Here is a 26,200-nt window from a genome sequence, read left to right as displayed (position 1 = left end):
TGGGAGGGGTGTGCACAGAGCAGGCCCAGGACGGTGGCGACGGCCCCCGACCGCTGCGGCGCGGCCCCGGGAGAGGTGTGAGCGCACCGCGGTACGGCCGCGGGGAGTCCGTGGAGTTGGCCTCGACCTGCAACCGCAGAATCAACGGTAGAGCGTTGTCGAAGAAAAACAATCGGGCAGTCTGCACGAAAAATTGGCGGCCAACCGTGCCTTCTGCACAAAAAATGGCGGGCACTCGCCCACCGATAGCCACGTTGAGCACGTGCGAGGCATCACTGTCCTCCTAGCGCACCACTGCACATAAATCACAATCAATACGCCAATGGCACAGAATACAGAAAATGGACTAATAGTCAACACCGGGTCGCCGCAAAAATGTCGGCGTGCGGGCAGAAAACGGCGGACGCTCCGCGTACTTCGGGCCGATGGGCTCCGCCCCGGCGCGTACGGGGAGCGAGCCGCCCTGGCGACGGAGGCCCGGGGAGCGCACAACGCGACGCGCCGCCATCGCTGGGCGATGGCGGCGCGAGGCACAGAGGGCGAGACGATAAAAATCCGTGGTTCGGACGACCGGCACCGGCCCCCGCACTCAGGGGTCACGCGTGTGAAGCGTCCGGCTCGCCGGGTCGGCGGACCGGGTCTTTTCGGCACCGACGGGAGGTGGCCCCTCAGACAGCGACAGCGAACGCCTGACGCAGTGCGGGGGCGGCGATCTGCGCCCAGACGTCGATGACGCTGAGCGGTTCGGCGAGCTCGTGGCGCGACAGCAGCAGTCCCGGCTCGGCCACCCAGGCGCCGAGGTCGGACAGCAGGACGCGGAGATCATCCTCGATGTTGCGGCCGTTGCGCAGGTCGTTGACGACCGCGATGGGAAGCGCGATCGCGTGGGCCAGACCGAGTTCGGGGACGCGGTCGAGAAAGACCTTGAGCAGGCCGGTGTAGCTGCCGTGCACCTGGGGGGTCGCCACGAGCAGGACGTCGGCCTCGGCGGTGGCCGCGAGGGCGGCGGTGAGGTCGTCGTTGGTGGCGTCGAGCAGGGCGGGGCCGAGCTCGGCGAGGTCGATGACGGTGGTGTCCGCGGCGACCCCGGTGTGCGCTGCGACGGTGTCGGCGGCGTGGACCGCGGCGGTGCGCACGGAGGAGCGGGCTTCGGTGGCGGCGACGAGCACGGTGAAACGGGTCATGGTGATCTCCTGTGGAGGACGGCCAGAGGGCCGGGCACGGTGTGGCGTAGGGAGTCGTCGGGATTAACGAGAGGCGACTTCGAGAGGGGGCTTCCCTAGACCGGACACGACGGCACGTGCACCAACAACACCAAAGGGGTTCGCGTGGGCCGGGGTCGAGCGCGTCGGGAAACCTCAGTGCTCACAGGACATGGGGGTCCTGCTCACTGACGTCAACTACGACAGAGTGCGCTCGCCTGCTGCTTCAGATCGACATGCAGGCGCTGGACAAGCAGCTCACCGGCGGACATGTACCCAATCATGAGTGGGGCCGGCGCTATCGTCAATGCGTGATCGACGGTTTTGTCGATGTGCTGACGTGACGAGGACCACAGGAGGGCATCGTTTCCATGGGCATACTGGCGAACGCACGGCTGGTGACCGCGGACGGGCTCACTCCCGGCTGGCTGCGGATCGAGGGTGAGCGCATCGCCGCGACGGGGACCGGGCCGGCCCCCGAGGGCGGGGAGCCGGTCCGCGACCTCGCCGGCGCCGTCCTGGCCCCCGGTCTCGTGGACGTGCACGTCCACGGTGGGGCGGGTGCGGCGTTCACCGAGACCGCTCCCGAGCGCGCGCTCTCCGTCGTCGAGTTCAATCGCGCGCACGGGGTCACATCGCTGCTGGGCGGACTGGTCGCCGCGACTCCCGAGGACACGCTGCGCCAGGTGGCCGCGCTGGCCGAACTGTGCGAATCCGGCGACCTGGCCGGCATCTACCTGGAGGGGCCCTACATCGCGCGCGGCAAGTGCGGCGCGCACGACCCGGCCCTGCTGCGTGAGCCCGACACCGTGGAGTTCGAGCGCATTCTCAAGGCCGGACGTGGCCACGTCCGGATGATCACCCTGGCACCCGAGCTCCCCGGGGCCCTGGACCTGGTGCACGCGGTCACCGAGTCGGGCGTGGTGGCCGCAGTCGGCCACACCGAGGCCAGTTACGACGAGACCCGAGCCGCGTTCGACGCCGGGGCCACCGTGGCCACCCACCTGTACAACCAGATGCGGCCCCTGCACCACCGCGATCCCGGCCCTATCGCGGCAGCTCTCAACGACGAGCGGGTCACCGTCGAACTGATCAACGACGGCGTGCACGTCCATCCCGGCGCCGCGCGGGTCGCATTCGACGCCGCGGGGGCCGGCCGTGTGGCGCTGGTGACCGACGCGATGGCCGCGACGGGCTTGGGCGACGGCGAGTACACCCTCGGCACTTTGCGGGTCCGGGTACTCGGCGGCGAAGCCCGCCTCGTCGATTCCGGTGCGATCGCGAGCAGCACCATCGTGCTGCCCGAAGCGGTCCGCCGCGCCGTGCGCGACCTGGGCGCGACCCCGGCCGACGCCCTGCGCGCGGCCACGGCCACCCCCGCCGCGGCGCTGGGCCTGGCTGCCGGCGTGCTGGCCCCGGGTGCGTGGGCCGACCTCGTGATCATGAACGACGATTTGACGGTGGAGTCGGTCCTGTACCGCGGCCAGGCGGTCGCCGCGCAGAACTGACCGGACGGCCGGTCGGGCTCCGCCGGCCGGAGCCGCCATGTTCCCCGTTCCCCGGCCGGCGGCCGGGGAACGGGTCTTTGCCGAGTTGCCGGGGCGTGGCCGATAGGCCGCCCCCTCGTTTGACGGCCGGTTCGCGTCGGCCCCTGCCCGACGCCGCACCCCGAGCATCCGTGCAGTTCAAAGGGTGTTGATCAGCCGCCGACCGGCCCTGTGGTCCCGGCTTCCGACGGCCGGGAAGCAATCCCCCTCCCCCGGGCTTCGCCGTGCAGCCGGCTCCCCTCCCCCTGCCGAAGGCATGGGCGACCTCCCGCTGCACCGCTCCTGAACGCCCGTTCAACGGCGTGCGACGCCGTCCCCGACCCCCGCGTGAGCCAGGCGCCCGACCTGCTGTGCGGTCCGTGGGACGGACGTCATGTTGGTATCCCGCCAAAAGTGGTAGTAGCCGCAGAACAACACCTTTTCCAGACTTCCCATGACCAACGAGAACCGTTCGTCCGGAGTCCGGCGTTATGGACAGGACACGAGCGGTTGCGCCCTTGCCGGGATCGCCGTCGTGTCGCTGCCGCCCTGATCCCGCGGCCGGGAAACAGCAGACCGCAACAACCAGGGCGTCCGGTTCCCCGCGCCGGCCCTCGACGAGCCGGGAGAGCAACGATGAAGATCGCCTACCTGATCCACAATGTCTACGGGATCGGTGGAACCATTCAGACGGTCATCACCCAGGCCGCCGCTCTGCGCCATCGGCACGAGGTGGAGATCGTGTCGGTGTTCCGTCATCGCGAGCACCCCGTCCTCTCCCTCCCCCAAGGGATCACGGTCACCCCGTTGGTCAACATGCGGCTCCCCGCCGGGCCCGGAACGGGGACCGGGGGCCGCCGCCTACACGAGGGGTCCCACCGCGCCGGGCTTCCCCCGGAGGTCTTTCCCGTTGAGGAAAGCCGCCAGAAGCAGTACAGCGCGCTCACCGACGACCGGCTGCGGGCCTACTTGGAGACCACCGACGCCGACGTGGTGGTGGGAACACGGGCGGGGCTGAACGTGGTCTTGGCGCGGTGCGGCTCCGATCGCTACGCCAAGGTGGGCCAGGAGCACCTGACGCACAACATGCACCCCGAAGCGCTGCGCAGAGTGCTGTCCGACGCATACGGCGATCTGGACGCGGTGGTCACCGTGACCGAGGCCGACGCGGCCGTGCACCGCAAACGAATGGATCTCCCCGGTGTGCGGGTCCTGGCCATCCCCAACAGCGTGGAAGCCCCCCGGCTGCGCGCGCCGACGGGGGGCCGGGGCGAGCGCAAGGTCGTGGTCGCCGCAGGTCGGATCGCCCCGGTGAAACGCTACGAGCTGCTCGTGGAGGCGTTCGCCCGGGTTCTTCCCGACCATCCGGGCTGGACCCTGCGCATCTACGGCGGCGGCGACCAGAAGGCCCGGCTGAAAAAACAGATCGACGCCCTCGGCCTGCACGACGACGTGCTGCTGATGGGGCCGCGCTCCCACCTGGAGGAGGCGTGGGCCCTGGGGTCGTTCGCCGCGGTCACCTCCAAGGCCGAGTCGTTCGGCATGACCCTGGTCGAGGCTATGCGCGGCGGACTGCCCGTGGTGAGCACCGACTGCCCCCTGGGGCCCGGGGAGATCATCGAGAACGGGGTGGACGGCCTCCTGGTGGAGAACGGCAGCGTGACGGCCGTGGCGGCCGGCCTGGACGAGCTGATGAGCGACAACGGAGAACTCGACCGCATGGCGCGCGCGGCAGCGCGCTCGGCCGAACGCTTCGACCCGGGCCCCATCACCCGGCAGCACGAGGCACTCTTCCACGAACTCACCGGGCACGCCCTGCCCACGACCCCTGTCCCGGCAAAGGACAGGGAGCCCGCTTCTTGTACCGCGCGGGTGGACGGCGAGGGCGTCACCACGCTGTCCTTCACCCAACGGCCCGACCGGGTGCTGTTGCGCGGTTCCTCGGGAACCACCGCGGAGTTCACCTGCCTTGACGACGGAACCCTCGAACTGCGACCCCACGACCCCCTGCTCGCCCCGGGACGCTGGAGCGTGCACCGGGTGGACGGCGGTGAGGAGGGTCCGGTCTCCGACGTCGTCATCGACCTGCTCGCCTACCCACCCGCGCTCTCCCCCTCCCGACCACTGGGCCTCACCGTTCCCGACCGCGACACCGCCCACCACCTCGCCGTGGTCATCCGACGCGCCCGGCTCCACGCCGAGGTGCAATCGCTCGTCTGCGACGCCGGCTCGCTCACCTTCACCGGGGTGTTCCTCGGCGCCACGGGCCCCTTTCCCGACGCCCGTCTGGTCGCCTCCCCCCGCGGACGGGGCGAGCCGTCCCACTCCACCCCGTGCCCGATCGCAGCGGACGGGACGTTCACCGCATCGGTGCAGGCACGGGCGATGCTCGCCCGACGCACGACCACCGAACAGGAATGGAACCTGCACCTGGTTCATCGACCGGGCGCGCCCGGTGCGCGCCTGGGCCGCCACCTCGACGGCGTGCTCGGGCACCGCGACGTCATCACCTACCCGACGGTGACCGTGACCGGCACCGAGACCGGGGACGTCGGGGTACGCCCGGTCTTCGGCGACGACGACGCCCTGGGGCTGGCGATCACCGACACCGGCATCGACTCCCGAGCCACCATGATCACCGGGGCGGTCAACGTGTCCGCCCGCCTGGAGTCGTTGGAATGGTCGGGGTCGGCCCTGCGGCTGCGGGTGGCGGCGACCCTGGTGTCGGAGCGCGCACGCGGTCCGGTCCTTCACCGTGCGAACGGCTCCCTGCGCTGGGAGGGGGCCAACGGCAAACCGGTCGGCCCGGACCTGCGGCTGCTGGAGCGGCACAACAGGGTCGAGGTCGTACTGCGCTCGCGGAACGCACCGAAACGCACGGTCGCTTTCGCGCTCTCCCCCCGGTCGGGTGCGGCCCCTTGCGAGGACGGGGCGGACGTGCCGGGTTTCGTGGTGGATGCGGAACTGGACCTGGCGGGTACCGACGGTGGGGCGGTTCCCGCCGGACAGTGGGACGTCCTCGTCCGTGTCCGTCATTTCGGGGTCGAAGCCGACGGGGTCGTGGACTCGCGTACCCCGGCGGCAGAGGAGCAGCGCCGTCCGGCCTTCTACGGCCCCGACTCCACGTTCGCCGATCCGTTCTGGCATCCGGAGGGCCGGCTCACCCTCTCCGTGGACAACGGCCTGAACGGCCTGCACCGGGCGGTCGCCCTCCCCCAGGAGGGCGCCGCGGTGATCGAGCGCGCCGAGGGTGTGGAACTCGTCGTCCCGGTCGAGGCGGCGGTGGAGAAGGACGTCGAACTGGTGCTGCACGCCGACCGGGACGGAGGGGACACCGTGACGGTTCCCGCTGTGCTCAGCCGGGGCGAGGGGACCACTGTCCTGCGCGCCGCCCTGCCCTTCGCCGACGCCCGGCGACCGGGGGTTGCGCGGCTGCGCGTCGAGCACGGCGAACAGGAGGGCGGCCTCGGGTTGGCCCTGAGTACGACGACGGCCGGTGAGTGCACGGTGTTCAGGGTGCCCGATCCCGAGCTGTGGCTGACTTCGGTGGAGACGGCCGACGAGGCGCTGCGCGTCTCGGGTACCCGTCGGGACGCGGTTCCCGGAGTTGACGGCCTGGCGATCACCCTGCTCCTGGTGCACCGGGGAAGCGACCGGGAGTTCGGTTTTGCGGCACGGCTGCGGGAGGACGGCTCCTTCGACGCCGAGGTCCCGCTCTCCGCCTCCGACGGCCGGGAGCTGCCGGACGGTGTCTTCGACGTGTTCGCGTCGTCCGCGGTCGGCGAATACACGTCCCGTGTGCGGCTGGGCGCCAAACGCGTGCGTGCCGTGCGCACCGCACCGTCACCGATGTTCGTCGCGCAGTCGGCGGGGCGGCGAACAGCCACCGCCTACTTCACCGCCGAACGCGCGAACCTGAGCCTGGAGGTCGGCCGGATCAGGAACGCCCCTGTCTCGGCGGTCCGGGTCGAATCGGCTTCCTGGAAACGGGGAGGGCGGCTGCGCATCGTGGCCACACCCGAGATCGAGATCGGTGCACCGTTCACCGCGGTCGTACGGGCCACCGCCAAAGGCGCTGCCCCGTTGGAGGCGCCCGCCCGGGTCTCGGGCAGCGGCGCGGACGCCAGGATCGACGCGGCCCTGCGCCTGGGGACCCCCAGGGGCACCGCCGAGCGGGTGTGGGAGATCGACCTGGTGCTGTCGGGGCCCGATTCGACACGGTGCGCGACGGCACTGCGGCCCGCCGCCCGGATCGGGCACACCCGTTTCTTCAGGGGCCCGCGCGGCTTCACCGGACGGCCCGCCGGCAAAGCGGGCGAACGGCTCGCCGTGCGCGTCAAGCGGGTACCGCTCCTGCGGCGACTGCTCCAGCGGCTACGGCGCTGACCGCCCCTGTCGGGCTCTCGCTCCTGCCCGGGTGAGAACCTGGCGGGCATGGACATCGAGACGGCGCAGCGGTTGTGGGACGTCAAGACGGTGTGGCTGAACACCGCGCAGTACGGGATACCGCCCCGCGACGCCCACCAGGCGCTCAGCGAGGCGGTCGGGGTGTGGCGACACGGCCTGCACGGGCCGGAGGACTGGGGCGACGCCTCTGTACTGGCTCGGGACCGCTTCGCAGCGCTGGTCGGAGCGGCGCCCGAGGACGTGGTGCACGGCGCGTCAACCTCGCAGCTGCTGGGGCCCGCCGGTCTCGCCGTCCCGGACGGCGCACGGGTGCTCGCGCCCGAGGGCGAGTACACCTCCAACCTCTATCCCTGGGCGGTGCACGGCGACCGGGGTGTACGGCTGGAGAACGTGCCGATGCACGCGCTGGCCGACGCCATCGACGACGACACCTGGCTGGTCACCTTCAGCCTCGTCCACTCGGCGACCGGGGAGGTCGCACCGGTCGAGGAGATCCACGCCGCCGCCCGCAGCCACGACGCACTGGTGTGTGTGGACGCCACCCAGGGTGCGGGCTGGCTCCCGGTGGACGCGACCCTCTTCGACGCGCTGGTGTGCTCCTGCTACAAATGGCTGATGGCTCCGCGCGGCATCGCGTTCGGGTACTTCTCGCCCCGGCTGCGCGAGCGCATGCGTCCCGTCGCCGCGGGTCCGAGTGCCGCGGCCGACATCATGGGGTCCTTCTACGCGGACGAGATGCGGCTGTCGCGAACCGCTTCGCGTTTCGACATCTCCCCTTCGTGGTTCGCGTCGGTGGGCGCCGCCGCGTCGATCGCGACGCTCCTGGACGTCGGTGTCCCCACGGTCAACGCGCACAACGTGGCGCTGGCCAACCGCTTCCGGGCCGGGGTGGGCCTGGCCCCGGGCAACTCCGCCATCGTCTCCGTGGACCGACCCGATGCCGGCGGGCGGCTGCGCGCGGCCGGGGTGTGGGTCTCGGAGCGGGCCGGGCTGGTCCGGCTGGCCTTCCACGTCTACACGACCGACGAGGACGTGGACCAAGCGCTGGCGGCGCTGCGCTGATCCCAACGGCTGCCCCGGCATGAGGAGATAGGCCCCGGACCGACACAATCAGCACGCACCGGACCGGCGGCGCCGGACACACCGGCGTGTCGCCGTGGCGGTGCGCGATCTATCGGCAACCCAGAGCAACAATGAAGAGGGATTAAGGGACACCGAATCGCACGTATTGAGGACACCGCCATGGTCTATCCAAGACACCCTCGAACCGCAGCGGCCTTGCCGGCCCTGACCCGTTCGACCGAACGCACGTACCTGGCCAAGCTCGCTTCGGAGCTGGCCCCCTACGGCGTATGGGCCCGGGTCGTCGAGGACGGCGTGCCGTTCCTGCGGGTGAGCAACCCCAAGTCGGAGTACGCCATCGAGGACGTGAGCTGCGAGCGCCGTTCCTACGACTACGCCTTTTTGACCACCTTCGGAGTCTGTCTCGGCAGCAGCGACAGCCTTCCGCTGGCTGCCCGGCGAACCGCGTGGCTCGTCGGCGCGACCCCGGCCTGACCGCGGTTCCGACGCCGCTCGTGGGCCGCGCAGTGATCGCGCGGCCACGATGGACGCCCCGCCGAGGAGCGTCGGCGCAGCGTAGGCGGGGCCGTAGTCCTTCATCGGTACCCGACGACCGGGTCCGATGCCGACGAGCAGGCCGTGCTCTCACCGCGGCGCCCGGCTCCCTGCTCTCCCCCTCCGACGACGGACGGCACCGCGCCTGCGCCACGGCTCGCACCTGGGCCGGGGCACCGCCCGAACGGTCGCGCACGGCGGCCCGCCGGCCTCCCGCGATCCCTGCCGGCACCAGGATCGACCGGACCGATGGACTGGCTCGTGACTCCCGGGGCCCCGTCGGCGGCTGACGGCGCCGCCGGTCCCGGCCTCTCCCGCCGGGCACAGAAAATCTCGGGCAGGTACCGCACAGAGCAGCGTCCTCTGCGACCCGAAAAACGACCGTCAGTCGAGGAGGGCCGTCGCCTCGACCTCGACGAGCACGTCGGGCTCGAAGAGGTAGTCCACGCCGATGAGCGACGACGGCGGAAGCGGTTGCGGGAGGCCGATCTCCTCTGCGACCGACTCGACCCCGGCCATGAACGCGCCGATCCTTTCGGGCTCCCACTCCGTGACATAGAAGGTCAGACGCAGGACGTCGGCGAACGTGGCCCCCGCCCCGGCGAGCCCCGTCGCGGTGGCGCGCAGCGCTTGGGCGACCTGGCCGGCGAGGTCCCCCGGGGCCACTGGCGTCGAGTCGGCAAGGCGGGCGATCTGTCCGCTGACGTGCACGTGGCGCGTACCGGTGCCGACGGCGACGTGGTGGTAGGGAGTGGGCTGCATCATGCCCTCGGGGGTGAAACGCCGAACGGTCATTTCGCTGTCCTCGCAACTGGTGTCCAATAGGTCCAATCTTGATACCTGGTATCTGAAGGAAACTTCAACGAGACTAGGTGTCATGACGGATACCGGACAGGCGGCCCACAGCGGCCTCGACATCACCGCACCGCACCGCGAACTCCTCGACCAGGTCCTCGACAAGTGGTCGCTGGCGGTGCTCGACGTGCTCTGCGAGCGCCCTTCTCGTTTCAACGAGCTGCGCCGCGCGATCCCCTCCGTGACGCAGAAGTCGCTCACCGCGACCCTGCGCCGCCTCGAACGCAACGGCATCGTCCATCGCCTGGTGGTCCACTCCCGCCCGGTTGCCGTCGAGTACCGGATCACCCCGCTCGGCAAGACGCTCCGGCATCCGGTGGACGTGCTGCTCGACTGGGTCTCGGCACACACGCCCGAGATCGAACGGGCACGCGAGCGCTTCGACCGTGGGGAGGACGACGCCTGAGGCCTTGCCCCGGGAACTTCCGTCCCTCGGTACTCCCTCAAGGTGGCGAGGCCACGTCCCACGACAGGCCCGGCGAAGACCGGCCGCTCGCCAAGACCGGGCGGCGCTTCGGCGCGGATGGCAAGAGGTGGGGAACCGGCTGCTTGGGTGCGGTGTGAAAAAAGAGGAACGAAGCATCCCAGAAATCAGGGACACACATCCTGGACGTCAATCATCTGCCTCTGAGCAGGAATCATCAAAGGCACCTTGACTCCACTCCCCGCACTCTCGTTCTCATGTCTTCAAGGAGGCCGAGAAGGTCGATTGACGCAGGGCCGGCAACGCGCAAGGATTGATGTGCCGATTCGATAAGAGATTTCATTCCGACGCTGCTGTGCGCCTAGCCAGTGACACCACCCGGCGCGCCGAGAGATGGCAGCTCCAGCAAATGCGACGCCATTCGGGAGGAGATCCCTTCACGGATTTCTCCAGTACCAGAACCACACCGGCATCCTTTGGAATTCACCCTCCCGGGCTTCAACCCCGTCCTGAGTGAGCCTTTTTGTCCTGAGCGTACCGGCCACAGGCTCGCACCGACTGCCCGAAACCTCCTATGGCAGAAAGAAGCCCATGGTGGACGGGTTGACGACCAAGACAACCTGCGCCACCAGAGGCCCATACGCCGTCCGACCGTGCCGCGCTGCCCTCACGTCGGACCGTGAATCCGGCCATCCGCACCCACCGCAAGAACACCGGCTCCCGATGGCTCCGTCTGGATCCCGCACGGCCGCCTGGGCGTGGACTCGCCACGCCGAGGCTGACGCGATGATCCTCCGCTCACCGGCCGGATCCCGTCGGTGCGCCGGCCGAAGGCGCCCGTCCTGCCCGTGGATGAGTGCGTCAGCCACCTGACCGGGCTGACGGCCGGCCTCGCCGGCGCGGGCCACCAAGTCTTGGTGGCCCGCGCCGGCGAGGCCCTCGGCTACGCGACACTCGTCGGGCTCTTCCAAGCAGCGCAACGGCGCAGCGCTGCCCGTGTCCGTGGCGACGACGTCGGCCTGTCAGCGTTCATCGCCGCCGGGGCGGACTACCGGAAGGGTCAGGAACCGATCGGATGGATCAGACCATTCCCGCTGTTCAGGGAACCGGTCCGGCGGGGCTCCCTCCTGAACACCAGATAGGAGATCGCCAGGAACAGCGGGATCACCGAAACAGCCGAGAGCGCGTAGAAAGTCGCGTGGTACTCGCTGACCGTGAAGAGGGCCGGCGTGGTTATGACGGCCCCTACCGGGTTGACCACGACAAAGTAGACGGTGTTGAAGGCGAAGTGTGCGCCGATGGCGAGTTCAGTGGTCCCTTCCACCAACGAGACGACCGTCCACACCAGGCCCGGGCCCAGGAAATAGAAGAGGACCATCGTGAGCCAACCGCCTGCTTCCGCTTCCGGGTTTCCGAGGTGCAGCAGGGCGAATACCGTGGCCGGCACGAGCGCGAGGAAGACGCGGTTGGCCCAGATGAGACTGGTGGCCTGCACCAGGTAGCCGCGGCAGAACAGTTCCTCGGTGGTGGTCTGGATCGCGATGAGCACCAGCGCCAAGGGCACGAAGATCGCGAACGTTGCGAGGTCGGGGGTGAAGGCGAAGCTCTCGGGATAGAGGAGGTACTGCCCGAGCACGAGTATCAGGGACCACGGAACGAACATCGCCACGAAGCCGTGGACAATGCGACGCCAGCTGATTTTCTCCCTCCCCGTGACGAGCGTTCGGGGGTGGCGGCGGTGGATGAGGGTGACCGCGACGAGAAGCCCGACGACAAAAAACACCATGCCCAGCATGAGCGCCACGAATTCGCTCACGGGGCCGAGCGCGGAGAGGTCCCCTTGACTTAAGAAAACCCCGACCTCTTCCCCCGGGCGGGCGACGGCAGACGCGATGAGCGTGGTGGCGGCCCAAACGCCGATCGCCCAAAAAGAGAGTGTGACAGCCACCCCCACCAGGTACCGCCACCACCGGTGGCCACCTCTTCGGGCCGCTTCCACGAAATGGGATTCTTTTTCTTCGGCTAAAGCCACGCTTTTTCCTTTGTGTCGATTCGGCAGAATGCCGGCCGTGGTAGAGCGCTGTGACGTCGCGTGACGCCGGCGAAGTCACGTCACGAAGTCGTGAATATTCAGATCCTTTGGGCCAGAGGGGGTTTTATTCTCGGTGAGTGGTGGTGTCCGTGCTGGTCAGCGAAAACCGATCACGTCCAGCCGGCGGTACATGCCTCATACGACACCCACGGGATCGTGTCGGGCACGGTTTCCCGGCCCAGCCGTCCCAGGGTTCCCAGGGAAAAAGCTCGCAAACACGGCCAGGTTGTCGAGGTGTGCCCGCAGCGGACCTCGCAGCCGTCCCCGCCCAAGGACGCGTCCTTGACAAGACGCCAGGCCTCGATCGCCCAACGCCCCCGCGCCAAAGCGCCGATCCGGGCCGCGTCCGCCTGCACGGTCGATGGCCGTGACGGTGGGGGGCTCAAAGCGTCCGCGTCCGCGGTCACGGGTGGTGCCCAGCGCGGGGGCCTGAAGCCCAGGGCAGTGGCTCGACCTGGTCGAACAGCCTCTTCTGGTTGCGTTTGACGGTCAGCACACAGTCGGTGCGCAGGCCGGTCAACCAGGTGCGCGGCGGTGTCGGTGCGGGTGTGCAGGGCATGGGCGGTGAGGAGCACGCCGGCCAGGTCCACACCCTTCGGCAGGACGGCCAGGGCGTCGATGTACCCGAACTTCTTCTGCGCCGACACCCAGAGTGGCGAATGCCATACCCCGCATACCGGCATCGAGCGACCAGAGGAAGTCGTCGAAGCGCACTACGCCGCCGTGCGCTTCCCGCGTTCATCAGGGACGTGCGCGCCCGTCTGGCACGAGCGGTCAACGAGGCACAGCGGCGGATGCCCGACCGGGCACTGTCCCATTCCCCGTACGTGGGAGAGGACACCATCACCGGTCACACCTGCGCGAGACCTCCGACGGGCTACCCGCCCTCTAGGCCGCCCGCACAGGCATCGCCAGGGACGAGCACGACGGCAGCGATCACAGCGCTCGCCGCTCAGAACAGCAACGAAGCCCTCCCCGTGGTCGGGGAGGGCTTCGAGGTACTGCCTTCAGTCAACGCCCTTCCGGGTTCCCTCGGATCAGGCAAGGGTTCCGGTAAGGCGTCCAGGGTGGCCCCTGGAAGACGTAACTACAACCCGTGGGGCGAAGTCACACATCGGGGGTCTGGGGGTCGCCCCCCAGAGGAAACGACGAGACGACCCGGTGAGTGCGTGAACGCACTCACCGGGTCGTCTCGGAGTCGAGTGGAGGTGGCGGGAATCGAACCCGCGTCCTTCAGTGCTGAGATAGGGCTTCTCCGGGCGCAGTCTGCTTGACGTTCTACTTGGCCCCAGCGCTCTCGCAGACGAGTCGCTGACAGGCCCAGCCACGAAAATGTCCCGGTCAGGCCCCGTGGCCTGATCTGACCGGTGAGTCTCCTAACGATGCCGGACCCTGAAGCGGAGACGCCCTCAGGCCGACAGAGTCACAATCGCTTAGGCAGCGAGAGTGAACTCAGTGCGCTTGGAATTGGCACTTGTTGGTTTGCGATCGCAGTGTTAACGAGGTTGCGTTCGCGGTCCTCGGCCCGCTTCCCCTACAACATTCACCGAAGTCGAAACCGATCACCCCCTGTGAAATTTTCAACGAGCCCCGAAGGACCCGGCGCGGGGACCGCCGAAACGGCCCCACTCCCTCAACGCTACAGCTACAACGCTGCAAGAGCCAACACGATTTCTTCCCGTGGGCGGGTGGATCTCCTGTCCGGGGCCGAACGGGGTCGGTCCCGGACAGGAGAAGACCCTCGCGGGCGCGGACGAGATCCATCAACGCTTCCCGCGAGGGCGGCCGGCAGGGTCAACGCCGGCCTCGAAACGGCGAGGCTCTCCCGAGATGAGACCACGCCTTTCTCAGGGACTGGAACCGTGACCCCCATCACGAGCCAGTCATAAGGGAAGACGCAAGGATGGACCGAAAAGGTTGCCCGAGCAGGACAAAAAACCGGACGTGATTCATGGGGGGCCGCCCAACGCCCCCTACGGCCCCGTCCGTACCGCAACAACAGAAGTGGTGGCGGGCTCCTGGGAGCCCGCCACCACCTCACCGCAATCCCGTATCGGGCGACCGAATCAGGCTCCGGGCACACCCTCCGCGCCGTCGGCCTGGGCCTCGGCCCCGATCTCCTGGACGTACCCGGACGGCAGCAGCTGCACGAAGGCCCGCGCCGAGTTCAACGCGAAGTGGTACGTGTTGGCGGGGTCGGTCTCCACCACCAGCGCGAACGCCACCTGCCCCTGGTAGCCCACGAACCACTGGACGGCCGTGTCGGCCCCGTCGATCTCCTGCCGGGCCACACCCCGCTGGCCGTGCACCGGAGCGGCGATACCCACGTTGGCGATCGAGGAGGTCCCCGACACGACCGAGGCGCGCATCATCTCGCGCAACGGTTCGACGACCGCGGGCGCAAGCTCGGGGCCGGGCTCGGTGGTTTCGCGCTGGTCCTCGGGGACGAGCCGGGGGGCGTGCCAACGTCCGTCGGCGACTGCCCCGGCCACCAGCGCCATCGTCAGCGGGCTGACCGTGACCTGCTGGGTTCCGACGATCGCCGAGGCGGTCTCTTCGGCGTTGCCCGGCGGGGTGAACTCACCGCTGAACGTGGGGACCGAGAGCTGCCACTGGTTGCCGATGCCGAAGTTCCCGGCGGTTTCCGCCATGGCCTGGCTGTCGGCCTTGTCGGCCAGGCCGGCGAAACCGGTGGTGCAGTTGTTGGCGAAGGCGGTGGTGAGGTCGCGCGGCCCCCACAGGGAGGTGCCCGCCGTGTTGTCGAAGGTGAGGTTGCCGACCTTCGTGCTCAGCTCGCAGGAGACCTGGGTCTCGCCGGTCACCGTTCCCGCTTCGAGCATCGCGGCGGTGGAGACGATGGTGAAGGCGTCGCCGGGCAGGTACTCCTTGGTGAACCCGCCGTCGTTGTAGGTGCCGCTGGGCCGCGCGGCGGAGGCCAGGATCTCGCCGGTGCGCGCGTCCACCGCCACCAGGTAGGCGTTGGTGGTGACCGTGGCCAGGGACTCCTCGGCCGCAGCCTGCACCCCGCTGTCGATGGTCGTCGTCAGCGAACCGCTGGCCGTGCCGTCCCAGGTGCTGAGGACGCCGGTCTCGTTGCCCGCGGTGTCGAGGGTGACGATCCGGGTGGTGGCGGTACCTGCCAGGCGCTCCTGGTAACTGTTCTGCAGACCGCTGAGACCGATCGTGTCGCCTGCCTGGTAGGGCCCCGACACCCGGTTGGAGACCTTGTGCTCGGCTGTCCCGGCCACTTCGCCCATGACCGCCGAGGCCCCCTTGGGGGTGAGCGGCATGCGCAGGTTGGCGGTCTCGACACCGGTGATCCGCTTGGCCTGGGCCAGCAGCCGGGAGTCAACGTCCGCGGTGCGCATCAGGACCAGTGGCTGGAACTCCTCGGGGGGAGCGGAGCGGACCCGGCTGAGCAGCGGCTCGGCTTCCTCCTCAAGCAGTTCCGCGAGGCTGTTGACGTCCTCGGTCATGTCGGAGAGCTTGGCCGGGCGCACACCGAAGGCGGTCACCCGGGTTTCGCCGATCAGCGGCTGTTCGTCGCGGTCGTAGATCTGGCCGCGATCGGGGACGTCGTAGGTGACGGCGAGGCGTTCGCCCTCCCCCAGCTCGGGGTGGATGACCGAGGGGGACCAGTTGATCGCCCAACCGCTGGCGGTGCGCGACAGCGGCATGGCGCCCTCGTAGTTCCACACCGGGTCGCCGATGCCGAGGTCGGCCTGGACGCCGAAGGCCGCGGTGGCGGCGTCGCCGTCGCGATCGATGGGGCCGAGGCTGAGCCGCAGCGCGGCAAGGTCGAGTTGGTCGTGCGCCTGTTCGAGCGACTGGGCGACCTGGGTGGTGTCGCCGTCGGTCTGGCGGGCTGCGGCCTCGTAGTCGCCGGCCTGCCAGTCCAACAGGAAGTGGCGGACGGCGACTTCGGGGCTCGGCTCGGCCGCACAGCCGGTGACCACTGCGACCGCGGCGAGGCTCATGGCCCCGGCCAGGAATCGGCGGATGTGACGGGGGGACACCCTTGGGCTTCCTTTCGGTGTATGTCCGGCGAGCCCCGGGGGCGGGAGACGCACGCCGGACACTCACTCAGCGCCGGCGGCGCAGTGCGCGCTCGATGTCGCGCTGTGCTTCTCGGTCAGCGAGGTCGTGGCGTTTGTCGTACTCGCGCTTACCGCGCGCCAGAGCGATCTCGACCTTGGCGTTGCCGTCGCTGAAGTACAACGACAGGGGAACCAGGGTGCGGCCCGACTCGCGGGTCTTGGCGATCAGCTTGGCGATCTCTTCGCGGTGCAGAAGCAGCTTACGCGGCCTGCGCGTCATGTGGTTGGTCCACGTCCCCATCGTGTACTCGGGGATGTGGACGTTGTGCAACCAGACTTCGCCGTCCTTGATATAGGCGAAGCCGTCCACCAACGAGGCGCGGCCGGCGCGCAACGACTTGACCTCGGTGCCGGTGAGCACCATGCCCGCCTCGTAGGTGTCCTCGATGTGGTAGTCGTGGCGGGCGCGCCGGTTCTGCGCGATCGGCTTACGTCCTTTGTCGCGTGCCACTTGGGCAATCCTTTCTGCCGTCTTTTAGACCCGCAGATAGCGCCGCAGCGTCAGGAAGGAGGCGATCGTACAGAGCAAGACACCCAGGATGATCGACATCCCGATGACATAGAAGACCGCGCCCATGCTCAGCTCGACGTCGAAGCGGAACCAGGTCTGGATCTTGTCCAGGAGGAAGAACTTCGTCGCGAAGATGAAGCCTCCCGCGAAGATACCGCCGATGAGGCCCGAAATGGCGCCCTCCAGCAGGAACGGCAGCTGGATGTAGAAGTTGGAGGCACCGACCAGGCGCATGATGCCCGTCTCGCGACGGCGGCTGTAGGCGCTCAGTCGGATCGTGTTGCCGATCAGCAGTGCCGCGGCGGCCAACTGCACCAGGGCGACGGTGAGGGCGGCCCACTTGAGGCCGTCCAGCAGCGCGAAGAACTGGTCGAGCACGTCCTGGTCGTTGGAGATGCTGTCGACCCCGGCCCGGTTCTCCACCGCGCTCTGCACGGCGTCGTACTGTTCGGGATCGGCGAGCTTCACCCGGAAGTTGTCCGGGATGTCGCCCTCCTGGGCCGCCTCGACCAGAGCGTCCTGGTTGGAGAAGCGCTCCTGGAAGTCCTTCCACGCCTCGGCCTGCGTCACATAGGTGACCTCGGAGACCTGGGTCATGCCTTCCAGGTCGGCCTGGATGGCGGCCCGGTCCTCGTCGGTGGCGGGCCCGTTCTCGACACAGTGGTTGCTCTGCGAAGTGTCGGTGCACAGGTAGACCGTGATGGAGAGCCGGTCGTTCCAGAACCCGCGCATCTCCGAGACTTGCTGGTTGATCAGCATTCCCGCGCCGAACAGGGCCAGCGAGATGGCCACCGTGATGATGACCGCGATGGTCATCGTCAGGTTGCGTCGAAGGCCGATCCAGATCTCAGAAAGTACGAACTGTGCACGCATGATGTGTTAAGGGTCCATCCTTGTGGGGCCGCACCGTGCTGGCCGACCAGCACGGATTGATAGAGCCGCTAGGCAGTAAGTGTCGCTGCACAGGCTCCATGAGCCCGAGGTTCACGAGAAAGCGGGACCTAGTACGCCTGGCCGTAGACGCCGCGCGACTGGTCGCGCACGACCTCGCCGTCCTCGAGTTCGATGACGCGCTTGCGCATCGAGTTGACGATCGCGGCATCGTGCGTTGCCATGACGACGGTGGTGCCGGTCCGGTTGATTCGGTCGAGCACCTTCATGATGCCGATCGAGGTCGCGGGGTCGATGTTTCCGGTGGGCTCGTCGGCCAGCAGGATCTGCGGCCGGTTCACGAACGCCCGGGCGATCGCCACACGCTGCTGCTCGCCACCCGACAGTTCGTCGGGCATGCGGGTCAACTTGCCTTCCAGGCCGACCAGTTCGACGACCTCGGGCACCACCTTGCGGATGAAGCGCCGGGGCTTGCCGATGACCTCCAGGGCGAAGGCGACGTTCTCGAACACGTTCTTGTTCGGGAGCAGCCGGAAGTCCTGGAAGACGCAGCCGATACGGCGCCGCAGGTGCGGCACCTTCCAGTTGGACAGTCGGGCGAGGTCCTTGCCGGCGACGTGGACCCTGCCCTTGGTCGGCTTCTCCTCTTTGAGGACCAGCCGCAGAAACGTTGACTTACCCGATCCGGACGGACCGACCAGGAAGACGAACTCTCCCTTGTCAACGTCGATGGAAACGCCATCGAGAGCAGGGCGTTTCTGGGTCGGGTAGACCTTGGTGACGTTATCGAAGTGAATCACAGGCGCATCACAAGGATCTCGAAGGTTGGGGCCCCGAAGCGGTGGATCCGCTCAAGGCAGTACCGGCCACAGGGCCAATCGACAGTGTAGGGGGGAAAGCAACCCGGAATGTCCAGATCCGCACGCGGCAACTTCTGACGACTCTGAGTCGGTCATTGCCGGTCATTGCCGGGAATAACGCGTTCCCGCAGCCTCCACGGCCCCGCCGACTCAGCAGTAACATGAGCCGGCAGGCATGAGCATATCGGAACTGTCAAGCGGTGATAACGTTCACATATACCTAATCGTGCCGTGATCTCCGGGAAACGCATTTCGCCCCCTTGCCCCAAGCTGGATCCACCCTGCCTGACCAGTACAGACGGCCAAACGTGAAAATACCGCGTTTCGCGTCCGGGCAGGGGGTCTAGGCGTCGGTGTCGCGCTCCCGACTGCGCAGCCAGCGGATCTCGGCATCGATGAACTCATCGATCTCACCGTCGAGAATGGCTCCGGTGTTCCCCGTCTCGACGTTGGTGCGCACGTCCTTGACGCTCTGGTACGGCTGGAGGACATAGTTGCGCATCTGGGTCCCCCAGCTGCTCACCGAGTCGCCGCGCAACTCGTTGATCTCCGCCTTTTCCTCCTGGCGCTTGCGCTCAAGGAGTTTGGCCTGCAGAACCGACATCGCGGTCGCCCGGTTCTGCAGTTGGGAGCGCTCGTTCTGGCACGACACGACAATGCCGGTGGGCAAGTGGGTGATACGCACCGCGGAGTCGGTGGTGTTGACCCCCTGGCCGCCGGGTCCGGAAGAGCGGTAGACATCGATGCGCAGTTCGGTCTCGTCGATGTCGATGTGGTCGCTCTGCTCCACGACCGGCACCACGTCCACCCCGGCGAAGGAGGTCTGGCGACGGCTCTGGTTGTCGAAGGGCGAGATGCGCACGAGCCGGTGCGTGCCGTGCTCGCCGCGCAGCGTGCCGTAGGCGAAGGGCGCGCGCACCGCGAAGGTGGTGGACTTGATCCCCGCCTCTTCGGCGTAGGAGGTCTCGTAGACGTCGGTGGGGTAGCCGTGCCGCTCGGCCCAGCGCAGGTACATGCGCTGCAACATCTGCGTCCAGTCGGCGGCGTCCACTCCCCCGGCCTGCGCGTTGATGCTGACCAGCGCCTCGCGCTCGTCGTAGGGGCCCGACAGCAACGTGCGGACCTCAAGCTCGCCGATGTCCTTGCGCAGGGACGCGAGCTCTCCCTGGGCCTCGGTCAGCGTGTCGGCGTCGTCCTCGGCTGCGGCGAGCTCGAAGAGCACCCCGATGTCCTCAAGGCGCCGTCGAATCCCTTCGACCTTGGTGATCTCGGATTCCAGGAAGGACAGCCGACGCGTCACCTTCTGCGCGTTCTCCTGGTCGCTCCACAGTTCGGGATCACCCGCCTGCTCGCGAAGCTGCTCGATCTCGGTCCGCTTGGCGTCGAGGTCCAAAACGGACTCGACGCTCGCCAGCGTGGACGAGAGTTCCTTGATCTGCTCTGCGGGGTCTAGGTCAGCCACGCCCCAAGTCTAGGGCGTGACGGGGCGGCTGCCCGCCTACAGGCCCGCAGCGAGCCGTGCGGCCTCGGCCCTACGGCTCACTTCGGCCGCCGCGGGGGCGGCGTCTCCCAGGTCACGCACACCGCGGAGGCGGGCCAGAGCGAACGCGGCATCGGCGATCCGCCCCAGCCGCAGTTGCGCCTCGATCAGCTCGATCAGCGGCCAGGGGCCGCGCGAGCCGCTCCAGTGCGCGAGGACCAGCCGGGCGCACTCCTCGTCGAGTCCGGCACCCGCGAGGGCGCGGGCCGCGCGCAGGAGCGGCTCCGCTCTCCTGGGGGCCCGGTCGCAGGATCGCTCGAACAGTTCCAGGGCGGCGTCGGTACGGCCGTGGTGCAGCGCCCGCTCGCCGAGCATGAGGCCCGCCCGCCAGCCTGCCCCACTGCGGTCGGCCAGCCACTGGTCCGCGTGCTCGCCCCCGTCCTCGTGCTGTCGGGACTGGAACTTCCATCCCCAGGTCAGCGCGTCGGCGTGGTCGGGGTCGTGGAGCAGGGCATTGTCCAGGGCGGTGTTGACGTCGTTGACGCTGCCACGCCAGGAGGCCAACGGGGCCAGGGCGAACCACAGGTCGGCGCGCCCACCCCGGGCCTTGACGTGGGCGATCAGGATCTTCTCGGCCTGCTCGTGCCGGGCGCAGCCGCGCAGCGCCAGGGCGTAGAGCAGGACGCCGCGATCGAGGTCTGGGTCGATCTCGCGCACCCGGCGCGCCGCGGGCAGGATCTCGGCGCCGAAACCGTCGTCGAGCGCGTCGTGCACCAGTGCGCGCAGCCGTGCGGGGTCGCGCCAGGCGTCCTCGACCCTGGCCAGCAGCTCGTCAACGGTCGGGCGGTCCTTCTTGGCGTCCACGCCCTCATCAGACCAAGCCCGGCGTCTGCGAGCAAATCACCGTGTCCTCGCCCGAACCCCTCGTACGGCCTGCGCCGTGCCCGCACGGCCTCCGGGACGCCGGGTTCCCCGGACAGGGCCGAGGGCCACCGGGCGCCGAAGCTCCCGGTGGCCCTCAGGGGCGCGGCTAGTTGCTGGCGGCGACCAGCGAGCGGATGGAGCGGACCGCCACCGAGAGAGTGGAGAGGTCGAAACGCTCGGCCTCCCAGATCTCGGAGAGGATCTCCCCTGCCCTCTTGACCGAGGAGCGGTTCTGCTCGGTCCAGTGGGCGCGCAACTCGTCGGGGGTCTCCCCCGAGTGTCCGGACCGCAGGATGGTGCTGGACATGTCGGCCTGGGCGGCGTAGAGGTCGTCGCGCACCGCACCGCGTGCCATGGTGTTCCACCGGTCGTCGCGGGGCAGCGCGATGATGCGCTCCCGTAGCCGGCTCAACTGGAGCTGGTCGGCGAGGTCGAAGTAGACCTCGGCGACCTCCCGCAGGGGGCGGTCCGTCTCGGTGGAGACCCGGACGAGGTCGAAGGTGGAGTAGGCCGGCACCATCCCGGCCACCTGCTCCGCCAACTCCTCCGGGACGCCCCGGGCGATGAAGGAGTCGCGCCGCTCGACGAAGGCGGCGAGGTCGCGGCCCTGGAGCATCGCGGGAAGCTGCGGGACGATCAGCTTGACCCCCTCGGCGAACCGGGCGATCTCTGCGCCGAGGTCGGGCAGCGAGGACCGGTTGCGCATGAGCCAGCGGGCCGTGCGCTCGACCAGCTTGCGCGACTCCAGCAGCATGGCGAGCTGGGTGTCAACGTCAACCTGGTGTCCCAGTTCCTCGACCGCGGTCCAGAAGTCGCGCAGCCCGAAGACCTCGCGCACCATCAGGTAGGCGCGGGCGATGTCCTCCGCCCCGGCCCCGGTCTCCTCGTTGAAGCGGAACGCGAACGTCGATCCGCACCGGTTGACCAGGTCGTTGACCACCTGGGTGGTGATGATCTCGCGGTGCAGCGGGTGCTGGGGCATGGCTTCGGCGAACCGCTCGCGCAGCTCGGTCGGGAAGTACTCGGTGAGCGCGCCGCGCAGGAACGGGTCGTCGGGGAGGTCGGAGGCGAGGATCTCCTCGGCCATGGTGATCTTGGTGTAGGCGATCAGTGTGCCGAACTCCGGACCGGTGAGGCCCTGTCCGGCGGAGCGCCGGGCCGCGATGGTCTTGTCGTCGGGCAGGAACTCCAGCTTGCGCTTGAGCTTGCCGCTGCGTTCCAGCCTGCGCAGGTAGCGGGTGTGCACGTGCAACATGCTGGCGGTCTGTTTGCGGGCCGCGGCGATGACCGTGTTCTGCTGGTAGTTGTTGTACAGCACCAGATCGGCGACCTCGTCGGTCATTCCGATGAACAGCTTGTCGCGGTCCTCCTTGGTCAGGCGGCCGGCGCGAACCTCGCGGTCGAGCATGATCTTGATGTTCACCTCGTGGTCGGAGGTGTCCACCCCGGCGGAGTTGTCCACGAAGTCGGAGTTGACCCGGCCACCGGCGAGGGCGAACTCGATGCGGGCCATCTGGGTCAGTCCGAGGTTGCCGCCTTCACCGACGACCCTGCAACGCAGGTCGGAGGCGTTGACGCGCACCGGATCGTTGGTCTTGTCGCCCACCGCGGTGTGGGATTCCGTTGACGCCTTGACGTAGGTGCCGATGCCGCCGTTCCACAGCAGGTTGACCGGGGCGCGCAGGATGCACTGGATGAGCTCGTGCGGGGTGAGCGAGGACACCCGTTCGTCGATGCCCAGCGCCTGGCGGACCTGCGCGGTCACGGGGATGGACTTGGCGGTGCGCGGGTGCACTCCGCCTCCCGCAGAGATCAGCGAGGTGTCGTAGTCGGCCCAGGAGCTGCGGTCGAGCGCGAACAGCCTCTGGCGCTCGGCGAAACCGGCGGCCGCGTCGGGGGCGGGGTCGAGGAAGATGTGCCGGTGGTCGAACGCCGCGACGAGGCGGATGTGCTGGGACAGCAACATGCCGTTGCCGAAGACGTCACCGGACATGTCGCCGATGCCCGCGACGGTGAAGTCGGTGGTCTGGACGTCCAGGCCCGTCTCCCGGAAGTGGTACTTGACCGACTCCCAGGCGCCGCGCGCGGTGATGCCCATGGCCTTGTGGTCGTAGCCGACCGACCCGCCGGACGCGAAGGCGTCGCCGAGCCAGAAACCGCGTTCGGCGGCGATGGAGTTGGCGATGTCGGAGAAGGTCGCGGTGCCCTTGTCCGCGGCGACCACGAGGTAGGAGTCGTCGGCGTCGTAGCGCACGACCTCCTGGGGGTGGGCGACCTCGCCGTCCACCAGGTTGTCGGTGACGTCGAGGAGCCCGCTGATGAAGTGCTTGTAGCAGGACACGACCTCGGCCATCACCGCGTCGCGGTCCCCGCCCGCGGGCAGGCGCTTGCAGACGAACCCGCCCTTGGCCCCGTTGGGGACGATGACGGCGTTCTTGACCATCTGCGCCTTGACCAGTCCGAGGACCTCGGTACGGAAGTCCTCGGGGCGGTCGGACCAGCGCAGGCCGCCGCGCGCGACCGAGCCGAAGCGCAGGTGCACGCCCTCGACGCGGGGCGAGTAGACGAACATCTCCAGCTTGGGCAGCGGGGCGGGGAGGTCGGGGATGCGCTGCGGGTCGAGCTTGTAGACCAGGTAGGGCTTGCCGCCGGTCGCGGCGTCCTGGAAGTAGTTGGTGCGCAGGGTCGCCTCGATGGAGGCCAGGAACGAGCGCAGGATGCGGTCGGAGTCGAGGCTGGCGACCAGGTCGAGTTCGCTGCGGATCTCTTCGGAGATGCCCTCGGTGCGCTCGATGCGCGCCACTTCGAGGGTCGGGTCGAACCGCGACTCGAACAGCCGGACCAGCAAGCCGGCGATGTGGGTGTGCGAGACCAGCACGTCGGCGAGGTAGGCCGGGCTGAAGGTGCTTCCGGTCTGGCGCAGGTACTTGGCGTAGGCGCGCAGGATGGTGACCTGGCGCCAGGTGAGGCCGCCCCGGACGACCAGGGCGTTGAACCGGTCGGATTCGACCCGGCCGTCCCACAGGGCGACGAACGCCTCTTCGAAGAGGTCCTTGACCTTGGCGGTGGTGTTCTCGTCCACCGGGAGGTCGGCCAGGCCGAAGTCGTAGATCCAGGCCCACTCGCGGCGCACGCCCGTTGCGTCGGGGCGCTCCAGGCCGTAGGGCCACTCGTTGACGATCTCCAGGCCCATGTGCTCCAGGAGCGGCAGCGCCTTGGACAGCGAGATGGGCGAGCCGGTGCGGTAGACCTTGCAGCGCCACGCCCCGGATCCGCCGTCGTCGGTGCGGTAGAGCTTGATGGAGAGGTCGTCGGCGCCGAGACGGTCGATGTGGTCGAGGTCGTCCACGGCGGTGGACGGGAGGACGTCCACCTTGTAGCTGTTGGTCAGGTTGTCGCCGTAGGCGGCGAGCAGGTCCGTGGCGCGCCCGGTGCCGAAGCGGGCGGCGAGCTCGTCGACGAGGTCGTCGTCCCAGGAGCGGGTGGCGCGCACGACCTCGGTCTCCAGCGCCGCGTGGTTGACGTCGGCGAGCGAGCTTCCCCGCTCGGCGCGCACCACGAGGTAGAGGCGGGCCAGGGGCGCGGAGCCGATCATGACGCTGTGGTCCATGGTGGCGCCCTTGAACGCCTCGGACAGGACCTTCTGGATGTCCAGGCGCACCTGCGTGCTGTAACGGTCGCGCGGCATGTAGACCAGGCAGGACATGTACCGGCCGTAGGAGTCGCGGCGCAGGAAGAGCTTGGTGCCGCGGCGCTCGCGCAGGCGCAGGACGCCCAGCACGATGTCGTAGAGCTCGGGCACGTCCATCTGGAACAGCTCTTCACGGGGGAAGCCCGCCAGGATCTCGGCGACCTCCTTGCCGTCGTAGCTGTCGGCGTGGAACCCGGCGAGTTTGAGGACCTCGTGCTGCTTGCGCTGGAGGATCGGGATCTGCGAGACGGGGCCGGTCATGGCGTCGTGCGTGAACAGGCCGAGGAAGCGGCGTTCGCCGACGACGTTGCCCTGGGCGTCGAACTTCTTGACGCCGACGTAGTCGAGGTACTTGGGGCGGTAGACGGTGGCCTTGGAGTTGGCCTTGGTGAGCACCAGGACGTGGGGCTCACGGGCCTTGGCGACTCCGGCGGGGGGCAGCTGCGCGAAGCTCTGCCCGCTCTGGACGTCCATGCGCAGCAGGCCCAGGCCCGTGCCGGGCTTGGGGCGCAGTCCTTCGACGCCGTCCTCGCCGGTGGCGAGGTCGTACTCCCGGTAGCCCATGAAGGTGAAGTGCTTCTCGGCGACCCAGCGCAGGAACTGGGCGCTCTCCCCGATCTCGGCCCAGGGCACCCCGCCCGAGGCGAGGGTCTCGGCGGAGCCGGTGACCTCGTCGGCCAGCACGATGGCGCTGTGGCGCATCTTGGCGGCGTCCTCGTCAACGTAGCGCACGTCGGCGAGAACGTTCTCCAGGACGTTCTCGATTTCCTTGATCCGGGTGGGGTCGGTCTGACGGTCGATCTCGATGTGCATCCACGACTCCGCCAGGGGGCGCAGGGTGAACTCGTCGGGGTCGATGGCCACGATGGTGCCCATGAGGTCGCGTTCCACCCGCAGTTGCGGGTGGATGACCAAGTGCACGCGGATGCCGAGTTCGGCGAGCTGCATCGTCACCGAGCTGACGAGGTAGGGGGCGTCGTCGGTGACGATCTCGACGATGCTGTGCCCGATGTCCCAGCCGGCGGAGTTCGCGTCGGGGGTGTGCACGCGCACCTTGGCGCGGCCCTGGGGCCGTTGCTCGCCCAGTTCCCGGTGCCAGAGCGCAGGCCCGCAGATCTGGGCGGGGGTGCGCTGTTTGAGTTCCTCGGCGGCCACGTGGCGGTAGTAGAGCCGCAGGAAGTGGTCGATGCGCTCCTGGTCGGCCGCCTGGTCGGAAAGCTCCGACCAGTGGGTGACCGCGTCGCTCAGCATGTGGTCTTTTGCGGCGTCAGACTGCCCTGACATTGCGATCTCACTCCCTTGTGAGTCGTCGGGGGTACATAGGCGCCCGGGGCGGGGCCGTTACGTCGGATCATGTGAACTGTGCGGGCCTACTGGCGGCCGGGGGCGCGATGCTCTGCAATCGCCCAACGACCCGCTACCCGCGCACACGAGTCAATGCGTGTCAGAGGACTTCGTTGTCCTCTTGTGCACGCGTCCAAGGCTACTGGGATTCGTGGAACGGCACGGCGAGTGGCTCAGTCAACAGTGTGTTTCACCTGTTAAGAGTGGGTTGCACGGCGGGATTTTGCGCCCATAGGCAATAAACGCCAGTAAGTTTCACGAGCATGTCACTGACCGTAT

Annotated in this window: 16 protein-coding genes and 1 other RNA gene; 5 read left to right on the top strand and 12 right to left on the bottom strand. The window is 68.6% G+C overall.

Annotation, left to right across the window (positions count from 1 at the left end; all coding sequences use genetic code 11):
- Positions 1–668: 668 nt before the first annotated feature.
- A complete protein-coding gene (locus AC0VYP_RS03820) occupies positions 669–1,184 on the bottom strand; it encodes an NADPH-dependent FMN reductase (protein ID WP_475472517.1) in 516 nt (171 codons plus the stop codon).
- Positions 1,185–1,573: 389 nt separating this feature from the next.
- On the opposite strand from AC0VYP_RS03820, the gene nagA reads away from it, so the two are divergent.
- The 4 genes from nagA to AC0VYP_RS03800 all read left to right on the top strand — a co-directional run bounded on the left by nagA (position 1,574) and on the right by AC0VYP_RS03800 (position 8,692).
- On the top strand, positions 1,574–2,710 hold the full coding sequence (gene nagA, locus AC0VYP_RS03815; protein ID WP_475472516.1) for an N-acetylglucosamine-6-phosphate deacetylase: 1,137 nt from the start codon (positions 1,574–1,576) through the stop codon (positions 2,708–2,710).
- A gap of 654 nt (positions 2,711–3,364) precedes the next feature.
- On the top strand, positions 3,365–7,114 hold the full coding sequence (locus AC0VYP_RS03810) for a glycosyltransferase (protein ID WP_475472515.1): 3,750 nt from the start codon (positions 3,365–3,367) through the stop codon (positions 7,112–7,114).
- Between the two features lie 48 nt (positions 7,115–7,162).
- Positions 7,163–8,197, top strand: a complete 1,035-nt coding sequence (locus tag AC0VYP_RS03805) for an aminotransferase class V-fold PLP-dependent enzyme (RefSeq protein WP_475472513.1) — start codon at positions 7,163–7,165, stop codon at positions 8,195–8,197.
- A 180-nt stretch (positions 8,198–8,377) separates the two neighbouring features.
- Positions 8,378–8,692, top strand: a complete 315-nt coding sequence (locus AC0VYP_RS03800) for a hypothetical protein (protein ID WP_285761242.1) — start codon at positions 8,378–8,380, stop codon at positions 8,690–8,692.
- A 444-nt stretch (positions 8,693–9,136) separates the two neighbouring features.
- On the opposite strand, the gene AC0VYP_RS03795 is transcribed toward AC0VYP_RS03800, so the two are convergent.
- Positions 9,137–9,547 carry a RidA family protein gene (locus AC0VYP_RS03795; RefSeq protein ID WP_285761241.1) on the bottom strand — a complete coding sequence of 137 codons (411 nt, stop codon included), beginning with the start codon at positions 9,545–9,547 and terminating at the stop codon, positions 9,137–9,139.
- An 82-nt stretch (positions 9,548–9,629) separates the two neighbouring features.
- On the opposite strand from AC0VYP_RS03795, the gene AC0VYP_RS03790 reads away from it, so the two are divergent.
- On the top strand, positions 9,630–10,013 hold the full coding sequence (locus AC0VYP_RS03790) for a winged helix-turn-helix transcriptional regulator (RefSeq protein ID WP_285761240.1): 384 nt from the start codon (positions 9,630–9,632) through the stop codon (positions 10,011–10,013).
- A 1,078-nt stretch (positions 10,014–11,091) separates the two neighbouring features.
- Here AC0VYP_RS03790 and AC0VYP_RS03785 read toward each other — a convergent pair.
- The 10 genes from AC0VYP_RS03785 to AC0VYP_RS03740 all read right to left on the bottom strand — a co-directional run bounded on the left by AC0VYP_RS03785 (position 11,092) and on the right by AC0VYP_RS03740 (position 25,861).
- On the bottom strand, positions 11,092–12,063 hold the full coding sequence (locus AC0VYP_RS03785; protein ID WP_475472511.1) for a lysostaphin resistance A-like protein: 972 nt from the start codon (positions 12,061–12,063) through the stop codon (positions 11,092–11,094).
- A 463-nt stretch (positions 12,064–12,526) separates the two neighbouring features.
- Positions 12,527–12,682 (bottom strand): hypothetical protein, encoded by a 156-nt coding sequence (locus AC0VYP_RS03780; RefSeq protein WP_475472509.1) that lies wholly within the window; start codon positions 12,680–12,682, stop codon positions 12,527–12,529.
- A gap of 641 nt (positions 12,683–13,323) precedes the next feature.
- Positions 13,324–13,693: a transfer-messenger RNA gene (gene ssrA / locus AC0VYP_RS03775) on the bottom strand.
- A gap of 496 nt (positions 13,694–14,189) precedes the next feature.
- Positions 14,190–16,139 (bottom strand): penicillin-binding transpeptidase domain-containing protein, encoded by a 1,950-nt coding sequence (locus AC0VYP_RS03770; protein ID WP_475472507.1) that lies wholly within the window; start codon positions 16,137–16,139, stop codon positions 14,190–14,192.
- 67 nt (positions 16,140–16,206) lie between these two features.
- Positions 16,207–16,671, bottom strand: coding sequence for an SsrA-binding protein SmpB (gene smpB / locus AC0VYP_RS03765; RefSeq protein WP_285761236.1), 465 nt, complete (start codon positions 16,669–16,671; stop codon positions 16,207–16,209).
- 24 nt (positions 16,672–16,695) lie between these two features.
- Positions 16,696–17,604: a permease-like cell division protein FtsX gene (gene ftsX, locus AC0VYP_RS03760; protein WP_285761235.1), complete on the bottom strand. Its 909-nt coding sequence runs from the start codon at positions 17,602–17,604 to the stop codon at positions 16,696–16,698.
- Positions 17,605–17,732: 128 nt separating this feature from the next.
- Positions 17,733–18,422 (bottom strand): cell division ATP-binding protein FtsE, encoded by a 690-nt coding sequence (gene ftsE, locus AC0VYP_RS03755; RefSeq protein WP_475472505.1) that lies wholly within the window; start codon positions 18,420–18,422, stop codon positions 17,733–17,735.
- A 403-nt stretch (positions 18,423–18,825) separates the two neighbouring features.
- Positions 18,826–19,944, bottom strand: coding sequence for a peptide chain release factor 2 (gene prfB, locus AC0VYP_RS03750; RefSeq protein ID WP_285761233.1), 1,119 nt, complete (start codon positions 19,942–19,944; stop codon positions 18,826–18,828).
- A 36-nt stretch (positions 19,945–19,980) separates the two neighbouring features.
- The gene (locus AC0VYP_RS03745) at positions 19,981–20,826 is read right to left on the bottom strand and encodes a hypothetical protein (RefSeq protein WP_285761232.1); all 846 of its coding nucleotides are present in this window, start codon (positions 20,824–20,826) and stop codon (positions 19,981–19,983) included.
- A gap of 166 nt (positions 20,827–20,992) precedes the next feature.
- On the bottom strand, positions 20,993–25,861 hold the full coding sequence (locus tag AC0VYP_RS03740; protein ID WP_475472504.1) for an NAD-glutamate dehydrogenase: 4,869 nt from the start codon (positions 25,859–25,861) through the stop codon (positions 20,993–20,995).
- Between the last annotated feature and the right edge of the window lie 339 nt (positions 25,862–26,200).

The sequence above is a fragment of the Nocardiopsis sp. iso_186 genome, assembly GCF_056173365.1.
Note: the sequence above shows the minus strand (reverse complement) of the source record. Positions and strands in the feature narration are given on the sequence as shown.